The following is a 13,623-nucleotide window of genomic DNA, read 5'->3' as shown; positions in this document are numbered from 1 at the left end:
CCGCTGCATTTTTTTAACCTTATGTCTAACAAGTAAAAGAACCAAAAATAATTAGGAGATGAAATGATCGACCAAAAAGTTATTGTCGCACTGGATTATGATAACCAAGCTGATGCGCTAGCGTTTGTAGATAGAATTGATCCTGCGTCATGTCGCCTAAAAGTCGGCAAGGAAATGTTTACGCTATTTGGTCCTGATTTCGTACGTGAACTCCACAAACGTGGTTTTTCTGTATTCCTGGATTTGAAATTTCATGATATCCCGAATACCTGTTCAAAAGCGGTACGCGCTGCTGCTGAGTTAGGTGTATGGATGGTGAACGTTCATGCAAGCGGTGGTGAGCGTATGATGACAGCATCACGTGAGATTCTTGAGCCATATGGTAAAGACCGTCCACTTCTGATTGGTGTAACGGTACTGACTAGCATGGAACAAAGTGACTTGGCAGGTATTGGTCTGAATGTCGAACCGCAAGAGCAAGTGATTCGTCTAGCGACATTGACTAAGAACTCAGGTCTCGATGGTGTAGTGTGCTCTGCGCAAGAATCTTCACTACTTAAAAATGAGCTAGGTAAAGAGTTTAAACTGATCACTCCAGGAATTCGTCCTGCTGGTTCTGATCAAGGCGACCAACGTCGTATTATGACGCCAGTTGATGCTATTCAAGCGGGTTCTGACTACCTTGTTATTGGCCGTCCGATCACTCAGGCGACGGACCCTGCTGCCGTATTGAAATCTATCAACGACAGCTTAGCTAGCAAGTAATAACTCTCGAGCATTAAATGGATAAAGGTGAGGCTAGGATGCCTCACCTTTTTTCTTTCTCAGAACAACGAATTACCCGATGAGAACAAAGGTTCTACGGATTATTCTTAGTCCTACAGGGGAATGCACTATATCGATCACACTTTAATAACATAATTGATAATGATAAGCCGAAAATGCAACCATGTGCTGTAGATGGCTTGCGTTACAAATAGGTAACGAATACTATATCGAAGATGCATTCACTGCGTTGTAAGGTCTAGGATGACCTGGTGAAACTCTTTGAAATCAATATAGAAGTCGGCAGGATGTCGCTTTCATATTATGCTCCTATTATTTCCTATCTGCGTACTGTCGTGTCCGCAGCCTATCGTGAGCTTCACACTCGTCTTCCTTGTACTGACCTTAGTGCGCAAACACAACAAGGAAGAAATATGACCAAAAAAATGCCATTTTCAGTTTTGGCTGCACTGACTGCTGTCAGTTTCCAACTGCATGCAGCTGAGTTGCCTGCTGATATCGAGTGGGTTTCAAATAATAATGAGCCGTTATTTGCTTCGGAAGAAGCCGTTTATGGTGGAACTTACCGCACTTACATCGAAAGTTTTCCGCAGACATTACGCAGTGTTGGCCCGGATGCTAACTCTGGATTGCGTCAATATTTGATGGATGGCACACCAAAAATGGCTCAACGTCACCCAAATACGGGTAAGTGGATTCCTCAATTGGCTAAGTCATGGGCATTTGGTGAAGATAATAAAACGGTTTATTTTAAGCTTGATGACACCGCGAAATGGTCTGATGGTGAGAAGATCACGGCCGATGATTATGTCTTCATGATGCAGTACTACACCTCAAAAGACATTATTGACCCTTGGTACAATGACTTTTTTACCAACAGCATTGTTAGCGTGGAAAAAATTGATGATTACACCATCCGCGTTAATTTAGCGGTTGCACAGAGTCATGACTCTCTGATGGTCATGATTAATATGCCAAGCAATGGCTTCCAACCTCGTCCAAAACACTTTTTCAAAGGTGAGAAGGATGAAAACAACGATGGCATGCCGGATAATTTTGTACGTAAATTCAACTTCAAAGCTGAACCAACGGCAGCACCATACTACCTAGATAAGGTTAAAAAAGGGAAAAGTGTTACCTTTAAGCATGTTGGTGAAGATTGGTGGGGCTACAACAATCGTTACTACAAGAACCGTTATAACGTAGAGAAAGTCCGTATCACAGTTATTCGCGATCCTGACATTGCGATGAAGCACTTCGAAAAAGGTAATCTCGATTACTTTGAAATGGTGCTACCAAGCTTTTGGCACGATAAAACGAACACTGATGTTTACAAAAAAGGTTATATCCAAAAGTATTGGGGATTCAACCAATCACCACAAGGCGCTGGTGGCGTATGGATGAATACGGCAATGCCTTTGTTGGATAATCTTGAAGTGCGCAAAGGCATCATGGCTGCAACAGATTTTGATGGCATGATAGAGAACATCATGCGTGGTGACTACTCACGTAAGCCACATGGTTTGGGCTTTGGTCATGGTGAGTATGACGATCCAAACAACACACCGCCAAAGTTTGATGTCGATGCTGCGGTTAAGCACTTCGAAAAAGCAGGTTTTGATACTCTAGGTTCAGATGGTATTCGCGTAAACGACAAAGGCCAACGTTTAAGCTTTGCGATTACGTACGGTTACAACTCATGGACACCTCGTATTGCATACTTAAAAGAGCAAGCGAAACTGGCAGGTCTAGAGTTCACATTGAACTTGGTCGATGGTTCATCTGCGTTTAAGTACATTCTAGAGAAGAAGCACCAGTTGGCATTCCTGAACATGGGATCTGGTGAGATTCCTGCTTACTGGGAGTACTTGCATTCTGACAATGCGAACAAGCCGCAAACCAATGCTCACACCAACTACAGTAGCCCAGAACTCGATAAGTTGATCGAAGCGTATGATGCAGAGTTTGATCAGAATAAACGTTATGAGCTGTCGCACCAGATTCAAGAATACGTAAAAGAAGCAAATATTATTGTTCCTGGATACATGGTGCCTTACTCACGTGTAGCACATTGGCGTTGGGTTAAAATTCCAAAAGATGGCATGACTAAAGCAACGGAATGGGTTCTGCACCCAATGGATATCGGTAACTTCTGGATTGATGAATCCGTTAAGAAAGAGACTGAAAAAGCCATGAAGAACGGTAAATCCTTCCAAGAAGTCACCGTGATTGATGATCGCTACAAGCTGTAATCGTTACTGACTAAGATAGGAAGAAAGCCCCACCATATGAGTGGGGCTTTTTGTTTGTGGATTATGCTGTGTTAGCTAACTAAGTAAGACGCCTCTAATAGGTAAGTTTTTACATCACCTAGGGGCGAAAACGCTTTGTCGATCGTTTTAAATCGTTCATCAATAGAATCACAGGCGATGATTTGACTGAATGTTTCGATTGATAAAGCTTCATTTGTTTTGAAAAACTGATGGACGTTTTCCAACTGAACTTTATGAACGTTTTCGACTTTAGTTAGTGCATTCGTTAGATCTGAAATATTAATCGACATTGCTACTTAATGACCTTATCTACAGGCTTTGCTGAGCCATAGGACGTGGGCTTTATATTTGGCGGTAGAGTATCACTAACCTGTGGAGCACAGACTGATGGAGATCAATTTGTGTAGTTCGTACCAGTATCAAACGCTTTGAGATAGAGGTGAGCTAGCAGAAAGTCTAAGCATCTAATGCTCGGATGGCGATATTATGCTTAATGTAAAACCGAAGTAAGTATTTTTATTCTTTATCAAATGTAGATTATGAATGGAAATAATTGAGTTTTTATTAAATAAATATGAAATATAAATAACGTAATAAAAATACTCTTTCTAATTAACTTCACTATTAAGATGGATGTTTTTCTTCGTTTTTCATAATAATCTAGATCAAAATCACAGCATCATTAAATTCAATATAACCAAGAAGTAGCGCTAGTTAATTAGCTTTACATATCAATAAATTACTACTATTTTTGTTGTATGCGTCTTATGGTGTTAATTTATGAAGTACTTAGTTACAGGTGCGGCAGGTTTTATTGGTAGTGCAACTATTAGAAAACTAAACTCATTAGGATATGAGGTTATAGGTATTGATAATATCAATGACTATTATGATGTTGAGTTAAAGTATGCAAGATTAAATTTTATAAAAAATCCATTATTTCGATTCTTTAATATGGATGTATCAAATAAAAATGAAATAGAACGTTTATTTGAGAAAGAAAAGTTTGACAGAGTTATCCATCTTGCCGCACAGGCTGGTGTTAGATATTCACTTGTAAACCCACATTGTTACGCTGAATCGAATTTAAGTGGATTTTTAAACGTCTTAGAAGCTTGTCGTAAAAGCCATATCAAGCATTTCATATATGCATCTTCCAGCTCCGTTTACGGCTTAAACAAGAAAGTGCCTTTCTCTACATCGGATAATGTTGATCACCCCGTTTCTTTATATGCAGCGACTAAAAAATCTAATGAATTGATGGCGCATAGTTATTCTCATCTCTATCAACTTCCTACAACAGGCTTACGTTTTTTTACTGTGTATGGTTCTTGGGGACGTCCAGATATGGCGCCTTTTATCTTTACTGAGAAAATAATTAACGGTCAGTCTATTGATATTAATAATAACGGTGATATGTGGAGGGACTTTACCCATATTAATGACATTGTCGAAGGGATAGTCAGAATTTCTGATGTCATACCAAGAATTAATCAGCGATGGCAGTTTGAAAATAGTACTCCAGCGGATAGTTCTGCTCCTTATTCTATTTACAATATTGGTTATGGTTCACCGATTTGTTTGATGGATTTTATCAAAGCAATAGAAAATGAACTCGGAATAGAAGCAAAGAAAAATTATCGAGAGATGCAGCCAGGAGATGTATACCAAACCTATGCTGATACAACAGCTTTCTATCAAGCCACTGGTTACCGGCCGTCAATTTCCGTAGAAGAAGGTATTGCCGAGTTTGTCGCTTGGTACCGGAATTTTTATAACAAGTAAAAGATTTGTCATTCAGAACTTTCAAGGTCGAGAGTTCACATAAGGTTAGAGCTATGTTACCGAGTATATCAGTCGTTATTCCTGCAAAAAATGAACAAGGAAATATCGGGAAGTTAGTGAAAGAAATTCATGCCAGTTTAGAAGCATACCCTAACGTCGAAATTGTCATTACGGACGATGGTAGTACCGATGATACGGTGCAAGAGGCACTTGAAGCTGCTAAAGAATGTGGGTGTGACCTGCAAGTGGTAAGCCACGAACATAGTTGCGGTCAAAGCACAGCAGTGTTAACTGCCGTCAAACATGCAAAAGGCGAGTGGATTGTTACCTCCGATGCTGATGGACAGAACGATCCGTCGGATATGCCTAAGATGCTTGAGCTTGCTGCTAAAGTCAGCAATCCGAACTTTTGCATCGCGGGTTATCGAGCGAAAAGGTTGGATACAGCTTGGGTTAGGTTTCAATCGAAGGTGGCGAACAAAGTGCGCCATGCATTACTAGGTGATGGTGTTCCAGATTCTGGTTGTGGACTTAAAGTCATCCCTAAATCGACTTATCTGCGCTTGCCGTATTTTGATCATATGCATCGGTTTTTGCCTGCACTCATCAAAGCGATGGACGGGGAGATCGTCGTTCACCCAGTCGCGCACCGAGACAGAGAAGCAGGCACTTCCAATTACAATGCGTGGAACCGTGCTTGGGTAGGGATTGTTGATATGTTTGGTGTGATCTGGTTACAAAAGCGCACGAAAAATCCGATGATCAAAGCTGTCAGCATTGCCAATGAAAATGCAAAACAATGAAATGGTTAAAGCTTGCACTTCTTATACTTGCTGGGGTTTTGTTAGCAAATCAGCTCGATAATCCCGTTTTATCTCACCTCACAGATAAGAACTGGCTGGTTGGCTACATTCAAAAAAACGGGGCTTTAGGGCATGTGGTCATCTTCACATTCAGTGTGGTGTTTTTGTCGTTGAGTGGGCCAAAGCAAGCCATCGCATTGGTATTCGGCTATTTATACCACGTCCAATTAGGCGTGCTTATCACCTTATTTGCTTGTGTTTTTGGGGCGACATTTAACTACGCCTGCGCGCGCTTTCTCATCGGAAACTGGCTATATCGACGGTTCCCGAAAAAAATGACGCGTTTTAATTCATTTGCGAGTCGTAAGCCGTTTTACAAAATCCTTTTGCTACGTTTGTTTCCGATTGGGAATAACGTCGTGACCAATGTTTTATCGGGTAGTGTCCGAGTGCCGTTCTTTGCCTTTATCTCCGCCAGTCTGTTGGGGTACTTGCCTCAAATTATCATCTTCGCATTGATGGGCGCTGGTATTCATTCATCGAGTAATACAATGATATATCTCAGTATTTTCTTTGGCATCGTTAGCGCGGTACTCACAGGGTTTCTCTATCGAGATCATATTAAAAGTCGTGTTGAATTATTGAATATGGAAGAGGAAGTATGAGCTTAGTGACGTCCAAGTGTCGACAAGTTTGGCAAAGTGATGACTATTATCAAACCCTATGGTTTTTGTTGTTCCTCGCCTTCATCATTATTTTTTCGGGGATAGGGTTACGCGACCCGTGGCCTGCCGATGAACCACGCTTTGTCGAAGTTGCTCGAGAGATGGTGCAATCAGGAAACTGGTTTTTTCCTACCAGGGGGGGAGAGCTCTATCCCGATAAACCGCCAGTATTTATGTGGTCAATGGCGGCTTTTTATTGGTTGACCGGCAGCCTAAAAGCAACGTTCATGTTACCTAATGCGATTGTCAGCCTAATTGCTTTGGTGTGCTGTTACGATATTTCCGCAAAGCTGTGGAATGTCAAAACTGCGCGAAATGTGGGCTTTCTACTATTGCTTGCTCCACAATTTATTATTCAAGCAAAAGCGGCGCAAATTGATGCGATGGTAGCCGCGTGGATCACCATCTCCATGTATGGGCTGTTGCGACACTTCTATATTAAGACCAACTGGGTTTGGTATTGCTTGGCTTGGGTGTTTATGGGGCTTGGCATTATTACAAAAGGTGTTGGATTTCTTCCCGCGTTGTTTTTGATACCCGTTTTGTTTTTGCATTTTTCTGGCAGACACCATTTTGATGATGCGGTTTCATGGAAGCTATTACTGGGCCCAGTGTTCATGCTTTTGACCATTGCATGTTGGTTTGTGCCTATGGTTTCGATTGTAGAGATCAGTCATAACCCTGATTTTGCTGCTTACAGAGACAACATCTTGTTTAAACAAACGGGTGAGCGTTATGCGAACTCTTGGGGACACATTCAGCCATGGTATTACTTTATTGTCAGTGTGATTCCCGTTATGTGGTTCCCGCTGTACTTGGTGTTTTTCAATAAGAAGTGTTGGCAACAACTACGATTATCACCTGCGTTATTAAGTTTGTTCGCTTGGGTTGTGCTTGTTATCGCTTTCTTTAGTCTGAGCCCGGGTAAGCGAGGTGTTTACATATTGCCAGCGCTTCCAATGCTTGCTGTTATTGCGGGTTATGCGTTAACGAACCAAGCTTGGCCTAAATGGACCGACGAATTACTTAAAGCTATCGTTTTGATTTTAAGCGTAGTTTTGTTTTCTGCCGCTGTTGTTGCAGGTCTAGAGGTTAAATCCGTCACGAAGCATTTAGGCGAGTACGATTCTATATTCCCTTACGTCGTATTCTTTCTTGTTGCCGCAGCGATTTGGGTTGGCGCATTTTTCAAAACGCGCAAGGTACAGGCTCGATATACCTTTTGGGGGGCTCTTGCGCTGACTTGGGTCTGGTATAGCGTTGCGGGATATACATTGCTTAACCCAGTTCGCACGCCGGCTAAAGAGATCATGTCAGAAGCACAAAAAGCAATCGGTAAAGATGGTGAGCTAGGACTGACGCTATTTAAAGAGCAATTTTTGCTGTTTTCACCTGTGTCGGTAACACATTTTAGCTATTTATCAGATCACAAAGAGCAAGAGCGCAATGCTTGGTTGTGGCTACAAGAAAAGCCGAATCGGTATATCTTGACCCAAGGTGGGAATGAGATGGAATGTTTCGATGCCAACAAAGCGAAAAAACTAGGGGAAGCCCACCGTCGGGATTGGATTTTATTTGATGCCGAGAGTGCGCTTGAATCCTGTCAGCCGCCAAGAAGCATCAAACGATATGAGCTACATATCGACAAGCCATATTCTTAATCTCTTGAGCCGCTAAACATACATAAACAAGAAAGGGGAGCGTGATGCTCCCCTCCCTGATCTGATGACTTTCGTATCTGGTGTCTATTTACTATAGCTGCGCAGCCATATCGTCGGTTAGTTGGTTCAAACCTGCCGACAGTGCATCAACCAGAGCGTCGTAGCCTTCATCTTGCAATGGCATCAATATCTTTATTTGCGAGCTGCGAACGATGTTGCCGCTTGCATCGATGAGTAACCATTCACCTTCAATCTCCGCGTTACCTTGGTAGCTACCATTAAACTTGTTCAAAGTAAGTTGAAGCTTGGATTCTCCACTTTGATCCAGAAGATTATTCATTTCAACTGGCCAATAGTCGCTTTGTTTTTGGCGCAGCTCAGCCACAACACGTTGGGTAATTTGCTCAGAAATACTTTGAGCCCACTGGTGGCGTTTGGCTTGAACAATCTGAGTATCTGATGTGCGATACACAATACTATTGTCATTCAGGTAACTAGCGAGTTGAGCCGGACGAATCACCAGTAAAGGGCGTTCTGCAACGCTCATCTGGTTAGACGTTTTTGTCTCAGCTTTAGGTAAGAGATACAGCGCCCCCGTTGCTTCTGGCGCGCTGCTGCATCCTGTCAATCCGGTTATAAGTGCTGTCGCTAATAAAAATACACGTTTCATTATTGTTGCCCTCTAACAGGAATTGGATCCTTCACTTCATCTTCTCCAAATACTAATGAGTTTGGTTTTTCATTTAGCTGTTTTAAAACAGGTTTGAATTCCGTCATCACCTTCTCTAGCTCTTTCAATGTCGATTCCATCTCACTGTACATTGTCGAGTTAGGGCCGTATCCATCCAGCGTTTTTTGCAGTTGCTGCAAGCTTTGGCGAATATCTGCAGGTATCTCTTGTGTGTCTTTTTGGCTTAAGAGCTTATCAATGCTATTCGCCACTTTTTCTGCGGACGCCAAAGTGCGCTCAGACGTTTTCAACGTTGCGTTCAGAGACGTTAATGTATCTTCCATTGGCAAGTTATTAAGCTTGTTTAAGAAGTCATTTACTTGGCGCTGAACCTGTGCAAAGCCACCTCGCATTGTAGGGAATACGTCTAGCCCTTCATACGTGTTTGCTTCATATGGCGTATCGTCTGGATAAAAATCCGCGTCAATGTATAGTGCGCCAGTCAACAAATTCCCGGTTTTTAGTGTGCCGCGAAGCCCTTTTGCAAACTCGTCTTTTAGTTTCTCTTTGAACATTTCCATCGAGTGGGACTCAACATCACCGTATACACGGCCAAGCTCAATACGGACTAACACCGGAATTCTCTTCGCTGAGAAATGCTCTTCTGGAGTTGGAAGACGCATAGGCACTCTCATTACTGTACCAATGCGCAGGCCTCGGTATTCAACCGGAGCTTTGCGTTTTAGGCCACGAACGGACTCTTCGAATAGCATTACGAATTCGATGTATTCGTCGTACATGCCTTCGCGTACTTGTTTAACATCATCGTACAAACGGAAGTTCGTCATGTCTTTGGTAAGAGCTTCGCCTGACTCCATTCCAGGAATGCTATCAAAGGTGACGCCACCAGTAAGAAGGCTTTCAAGCGAGCCAAATTTCACTTCAAACCCTTCCGCATTCAACTGTAGATCGAGGCCTGAATTGAGCCAGAATTTGGTGCGAGTGCGCACTAAACTGTCGTAAGGCTTAAAGATGAAAAGTTGGTAAAGAGCACGGCGCGTATCTACGTCAAAGCTGGTTTTCTCTACTCGCCCAACCGTAAAGCCTTTATAAATAACCGGGTCACCCACACCAAGCTTACCTGCTTCACGGTGAGTCAAGACAATGCGCAGACCTTCTGCGTCAGGCGAAGCGACCGGTGGAACATCCAGAACTGCGAAATGATCTTTTTCGACCTCAGAACTGCCCGGTTGCAATTGAATGTAAGCACCGGAGAGAAGGGTTTCCAAACCAGAGACGCCATCACGGCCAATGCGCGGCTTCACCACCCAAAACATGGTGTCATCTCGCAGCATGCGCTCTGCGTCTTTATTCATCTGCGCTTTGGCGATGATGTGATCGTAGTTCTCACTGAGTGTGACTTCAGTGATCAGTCCCACTTTTACATTCAGTGCGCGGATTTCTGTCTTGCCGACTTCAATCCCATCCGCAGTTGGCAGCTGTAAAGTAATTTGTGGGCCAGTACTGTTGATGTATTGGAACAGCATCCACGCTCCCATGGCTAGCGCAAGGATCGGAACAATCCAAATAGCAGAAATCTGCTTTTGCGGTTTTATTTGAGCGGTTGCGTTGTTCTCATCACTCATATTTGGCTTTCTCAGTTAGGTTATTAGTCATCGGCTCTTGCACTTCGCTCTGTGGTAGTTGCCACAACAAACGGGAGTCAAAAATCATCGCAGAGAGCATGGTGAAAATGACCACTGCGGCAAAAGATAATGCAGCAGGGCCGGGGTAAATGGCCATTAAGTTTTGCAACTGAACCAGTGCAACTAAAATGGCGACAACAAAAATATCGATCATTGACCAACGGCCAATGAATTCGGTTAATCGGTATATCTTTAAGCGCGAAATGCTCTCTTCAGGTGGAAGGTATTGAGCCTTTTGCGCATTGTAATACAACCACGCCAACGCCAACATTTTCGCCATCGGGATAAACACGCTCGCGAAGAAAATCACCATGGCGATAGGGTAGGAGCCTAAATGCCACAGCAAGATGACGCCTTCCATAATGGTTGAACCTTCTGAGTGCCCAAGACTGACGGTGTACATCATAGGGTAGAGGTTTGCTGGGATATAAAAAATCACCGAGGCAAACAACAATGCCCACGCTTTTTGTAGGTTCTCGCTCGGGTTGTATTCGTGAAGTCGACTGTAACAGCGAATACAGCGCTGATGTTTTTTATCCTCGATGGGATTGAGTTGGTGGCAAGTGTGGCAACCGATGTGATTGTGGTTGTGGTGAGTGTCACCTTCTTTGACGCTTGGTAACTCGATTGCCGGAATAAAGTGCCCCCACAGCCAGCTTTTATCGACCATCGAAATGCATTTCACCACCAATATTGTGTATACGCAAAACGCCCAAAACGAGCTGCCCATTCCGATGTCGGCCAGAGACGCAATTTTAATTAAGCTCACCAATACGCCAATTAAAAACACATCGACCATTAACCACGGTTCAACTCGAAACAGAATTCGGCAAAGTACTTTGGCCATACGCTGCTGCTTTTTAGACGGCGGATGGTTGCGAACTTTTAACGCCTCAAGGTGCAGAAAAAGGATCAAACCCACATAGATAGCTGGCAAAACGACGACCGTCGCGAGCAGAAGCGTACCAAGAAGGGCGTTTTGAAATTCAGCCAGCATTTTGGCTGCGTGAAGCAGAGTGATCTCTTGCGACAACCCTTGCACGCTGAATGACATGAATGGGAAAGAGATACTGAGCACCAGCATGATCAAACACGCAGACGATACCGCAATCACGCTTTGATAAGGCTTGGCGTTAATTTTTGTAAGTGAATGCGAACATCGAGGGCATTGAGCTTTTTGCCCTTGCTCGATCTCCGGAATGCGGACGACAAGGCCACATTCTTCGCAAGAAATTAACTGACGTGAATTAGGTTGAATACTCATTGGGTAGGTTTTGAATTCATTTGTCCTAAGAATACTCTGTTTTCACTAGACACGCTTGTGTTGATTCAGGAGTTTACGAGTTTCTTACTTTTGCAATCGCCGTACTCGTGTTGCTAAAACATGCCAAGCGATGCTGAAAAGTATGCAACATTTTACTGCTAGGGTTTGAAATTGGGAAGTCGTTACCGCATAGAAGTGGTTTGAGTGAAGCAAATGAAATGGTGCTCTTTGGGATGAGGGAGAGAAAGAACCTGCCCAAGCATAGGGCAGGAATGTATATAAGGATGTAGCTATACGGCAAGCTCTAACGTTGCTACTCAACCGTTCCGCTTGCAAATGCGTTTTTACCTATTTGCTTACCGTTTAGTGTTTTGCCGTAGTAACCTTGATGCTGGTGGTATTTTTCAGCATTTGCGGTGACGCTGCCTTTAAATCGAGGATCTTGTGGGCGTTCGTGACTATTGATGTACGCAGCAACATCCCACGCTTCTTGCTCAGTCAGCTGCACACTTTTTCCAAGTGGCATGTTCTCATAAATAAAATAGGCCGCAGTGTTAATGCGGTGCATACCCGCGCCCCAGTTATACGCAAATTCGCCCCAAAGCGGAGGAATGTATGAATGGCCGTCGGTGCCTTTGATACCCGAGCCGTCGGCGCGATGACAAGTCTCGCAGTTCTTTTCATAGACTAAAGCCCCTCGCTCTGGTGATGGTTCTTGCTTCGGTGCGGCGATTTTTGGGTAGCCACGTCCTGCGAGGTTGCCGCGCTCTTTAACCGGTAATGCTTGAGCGATAGCATCTGGCAAAGGGAAGTTTTGCGTTTTACCACCCACTTGGAGAGCTTTAATGTCTAGCTCTGGCACCGCTTCATCGTTCATACCATAACTATCGAGTAATCCACCCATTGCCAACCAATAAGCGTAAGCGCTGAGGGCAACAATTTCGGGTGAGTCGTAAGCGGGGGCTTTGCCGTTCATGGAGTATTCAAAGCAACCTTGAATACGGTCTGCGTAGCTGTTTACGCGATCGTTTTTCTTGCGATAAGCCGGATAGGCCATGTACGCCGCCCACAGCGGTGCTGCATTGGCTTTTCGTCCTGCTTCCATATGGCAGTTCACACAGTTTTGCTCATTGCCAACGTATTTGCCGCGCATCTGTTGCGAGTTAACAAAGAGCGAGTAACCACGTTTTACTTGCTCACCAAATGCGGTGTTTGGAATTTTACTCAGATCGCGAGGCTGCAAATATTCACCGTGATTCTCTTTTTTTACCGCGGGCAGTTCAGTTTGACGATCCGGCAGTGGCTCGTTGGCCAAAGTAGCAGCAGAGATGAGAGGCAATGCGAACAAAGAATAGAAACGTTTCATGTCTGCTCCTAGTAACGTAATGAGGCAAAGTAGTAGGAAAGGTTTTCAATCTCTTCGTCAGTGAGATTTTTCGCGATAGTACCCATCATATTGAGCGGGTCACCACTGCGAGTGCCGTTTTTCCATGCCATCAATTGCGTTTTTAAGTAATCAGCATGTTGGCTTGCGAGGCGAGGGAATTTGTCGACGCCCATTCCGCTGGCTCCATGACAAGTCGCGCAAGCTGGAATGTTTCTATCCCAATCACCTTGGAAGATCAATTTACGATACGGGTTACGAATGTCGGCTTGGTCGCCGCGTTGCTCTGGGTTAGTGAACTCGTAGCTTGGAAGATTAGCAAAGTAATCCATGACTTCTTTACGAACGGCAGGATCGCTAAGCTCTTTCGCCATGCCTTGCATTACTACGTTTTGTCGTTCGCCACTAAGGAAGAGTTCTATTTGGGTGTTGAGATAATTCGCGTTCAGACCAGCAATCATAGGCGCAATGTTTGGTTGACCCATGCCATCTTGGCCGTGACAACCGCTGCACACGCTGGCTTTTTCAGGAATAGACGAGGCGCTTGCGCCCATTGTGGTTGCCAG

The 13,623-nt window shown here is 43.9% G+C and carries 12 protein-coding genes; 6 read left to right on the top strand and 6 right to left on the bottom strand.

Features of this window, described 5'->3' with window-relative positions; all coding sequences use genetic code 11:
* Positions 1 to 63: 63 nt before the first annotated feature.
* Both pyrF and BIW15_RS19885 read left to right on the top strand, forming a co-directional pair.
* On the top strand, positions 64 to 765 hold the full coding sequence (gene pyrF, locus BIW15_RS19890) for an orotidine-5'-phosphate decarboxylase (protein WP_005481650.1): 702 nt from the start codon (positions 64 to 66) through the stop codon (positions 763 to 765).
* A 434-nt stretch (positions 766 to 1,199) separates the two neighbouring features.
* Complete coding sequence (locus tag BIW15_RS19885) at positions 1,200 to 3,038, top strand: extracellular solute-binding protein (protein ID WP_025527269.1); 1,839 nt, start codon at positions 1,200 to 1,202, stop codon at positions 3,036 to 3,038.
* A 71-nt stretch (positions 3,039 to 3,109) separates the two neighbouring features.
* Here BIW15_RS19885 and BIW15_RS19880 read toward each other — a convergent pair whose 3' ends face one another.
* Positions 3,110 to 3,349 carry a hypothetical protein gene (locus BIW15_RS19880; RefSeq protein WP_015297020.1) on the bottom strand — a complete coding sequence of 80 codons (240 nt, stop codon included), beginning with the start codon at positions 3,347 to 3,349 and terminating at the stop codon, positions 3,110 to 3,112.
* 490 nt (positions 3,350 to 3,839) lie between these two features.
* Here BIW15_RS19880 and BIW15_RS19875 point away from each other — a divergent pair, with 490 nt between their 5' ends.
* From BIW15_RS19875 to BIW15_RS19860, 4 genes are read left to right on the top strand one after another with little or no spacing between them, the layout of a single operon-like run.
* The gene (locus BIW15_RS19875; protein WP_025518931.1) at positions 3,840 to 4,844 is read left to right on the top strand and encodes an NAD-dependent epimerase; all 1,005 of its coding nucleotides are present in this window, start codon (positions 3,840 to 3,842) and stop codon (positions 4,842 to 4,844) included.
* A 53-nt stretch (positions 4,845 to 4,897) separates the two neighbouring features.
* On the top strand, positions 4,898 to 5,647 hold the full coding sequence (locus BIW15_RS19870) for a glycosyltransferase family 2 protein (RefSeq protein WP_021448894.1): 750 nt from the start codon (positions 4,898 to 4,900) through the stop codon (positions 5,645 to 5,647).
* Positions 5,644 to 6,312 carry a TVP38/TMEM64 family protein gene (locus BIW15_RS19865; protein ID WP_005494615.1) on the top strand — a complete coding sequence of 223 codons (669 nt, stop codon included), beginning with the start codon at positions 5,644 to 5,646 and terminating at the stop codon, positions 6,310 to 6,312. The genes BIW15_RS19870 and BIW15_RS19865 overlap by 4 nt, the downstream gene beginning before the upstream one ends.
* A complete protein-coding gene (locus BIW15_RS19860) occupies positions 6,309 to 8,033 on the top strand; it encodes a glycosyltransferase family 39 protein (protein WP_077281510.1) in 1,725 nt (574 codons plus the stop codon). Before BIW15_RS19865 ends, BIW15_RS19860 begins: the two co-directional genes overlap by 4 nt.
* A 91-nt stretch (positions 8,034 to 8,124) precedes the next feature.
* Here BIW15_RS19860 and BIW15_RS19855 read toward each other — a convergent pair whose 3' ends face one another.
* The 5 genes from BIW15_RS19855 to BIW15_RS19835 form a co-directional block, all read right to left on the bottom strand.
* On the bottom strand, positions 8,125 to 8,703 hold the full coding sequence (locus BIW15_RS19855; protein WP_024700284.1) for a membrane integrity-associated transporter subunit PqiC: 579 nt from the start codon (positions 8,701 to 8,703) through the stop codon (positions 8,125 to 8,127).
* Entirely contained in the window at positions 8,703 to 10,349 is a 1,647-nt protein-coding gene (pqiB, locus tag BIW15_RS19850; protein ID WP_005457973.1) for an intermembrane transport protein PqiB, read from the bottom strand. The genes BIW15_RS19855 and pqiB overlap by 1 nt, the downstream gene beginning before the upstream one ends.
* Positions 10,342 to 11,673, bottom strand: coding sequence for a paraquat-inducible protein A (locus tag BIW15_RS19845; RefSeq protein WP_077281509.1), 1,332 nt, complete (start codon positions 11,671 to 11,673; stop codon positions 10,342 to 10,344). The genes pqiB and BIW15_RS19845 overlap by 8 nt, the downstream gene beginning before the upstream one ends.
* Before the next feature lie 313 nt (positions 11,674 to 11,986).
* Positions 11,987 to 13,039 carry a c-type cytochrome gene (locus BIW15_RS19840; protein WP_077281508.1) on the bottom strand — a complete coding sequence of 351 codons (1,053 nt, stop codon included), beginning with the start codon at positions 13,037 to 13,039 and terminating at the stop codon, positions 11,987 to 11,989.
* Between the two features lie 8 nt (positions 13,040 to 13,047).
* On the bottom strand, positions 13,048 to 13,611 hold the full coding sequence (locus tag BIW15_RS19835) for a cytochrome c (RefSeq protein WP_180766580.1): 564 nt from the start codon (positions 13,609 to 13,611) through the stop codon (positions 13,048 to 13,050).
* Positions 13,612 to 13,623 lie beyond the last annotated feature (12 nt).

It is taken from the genome of Vibrio sp. SALL6, assembly GCF_002002385.1.
Classification (GTDB): domain Bacteria; phylum Pseudomonadota; class Gammaproteobacteria; order Enterobacterales; family Vibrionaceae; genus Vibrio; species Vibrio parahaemolyticus.
The sequence above is the reverse complement of the archived record's forward strand: the minus strand, read 5'-3'. Positions and strand labels throughout refer to the sequence as shown.

Coding starts and splice junctions, on each gene's coding strand:
- pyrF (WP_005481650.1), top strand. CDS start 64: ATGATCGACCAAAAAGTTATTGTCGCACTGGATTATGATAACCAAGCT.
- BIW15_RS19885 (WP_025527269.1), top strand. CDS start 1,200: ATGACCAAAAAAATGCCATTTTCAGTTTTGGCTGCACTGACTGCTGTC.
- BIW15_RS19880 (WP_015297020.1), bottom strand. CDS start 3,349: ATGTCGATTAATATTTCAGATCTAACGAATGCACTAACTAAAGTCGAA.
- BIW15_RS19875 (WP_025518931.1), top strand. CDS start 3,840: ATGAAGTACTTAGTTACAGGTGCGGCAGGTTTTATTGGTAGTGCAACT.
- BIW15_RS19870 (WP_021448894.1), top strand. CDS start 4,898: ATGTTACCGAGTATATCAGTCGTTATTCCTGCAAAAAATGAACAAGGA.
- BIW15_RS19865 (WP_005494615.1), top strand. CDS start 5,644: ATGAAATGGTTAAAGCTTGCACTTCTTATACTTGCTGGGGTTTTGTTA.
- BIW15_RS19860 (WP_077281510.1), top strand. CDS start 6,309: ATGAGCTTAGTGACGTCCAAGTGTCGACAAGTTTGGCAAAGTGATGAC.
- BIW15_RS19855 (WP_024700284.1), bottom strand. CDS start 8,703: ATGAAACGTGTATTTTTATTAGCGACAGCACTTATAACCGGATTGACA.
- pqiB (WP_005457973.1), bottom strand. CDS start 10,349: ATGAGTGATGAGAACAACGCAACCGCTCAAATAAAACCGCAAAAGCAG.
- BIW15_RS19845 (WP_077281509.1), bottom strand. CDS start 11,673: ATGAGTATTCAACCTAATTCACGTCAGTTAATTTCTTGCGAAGAATGT.
- BIW15_RS19840 (WP_077281508.1), bottom strand. CDS start 13,039: ATGAAACGTTTCTATTCTTTGTTCGCATTGCCTCTCATCTCTGCTGCT.
- BIW15_RS19835 (WP_180766580.1), bottom strand. CDS start 13,611: ATGGGCGCAAGCGCCTCGTCTATTCCTGAAAAAGCCAGCGTGTGCAGC.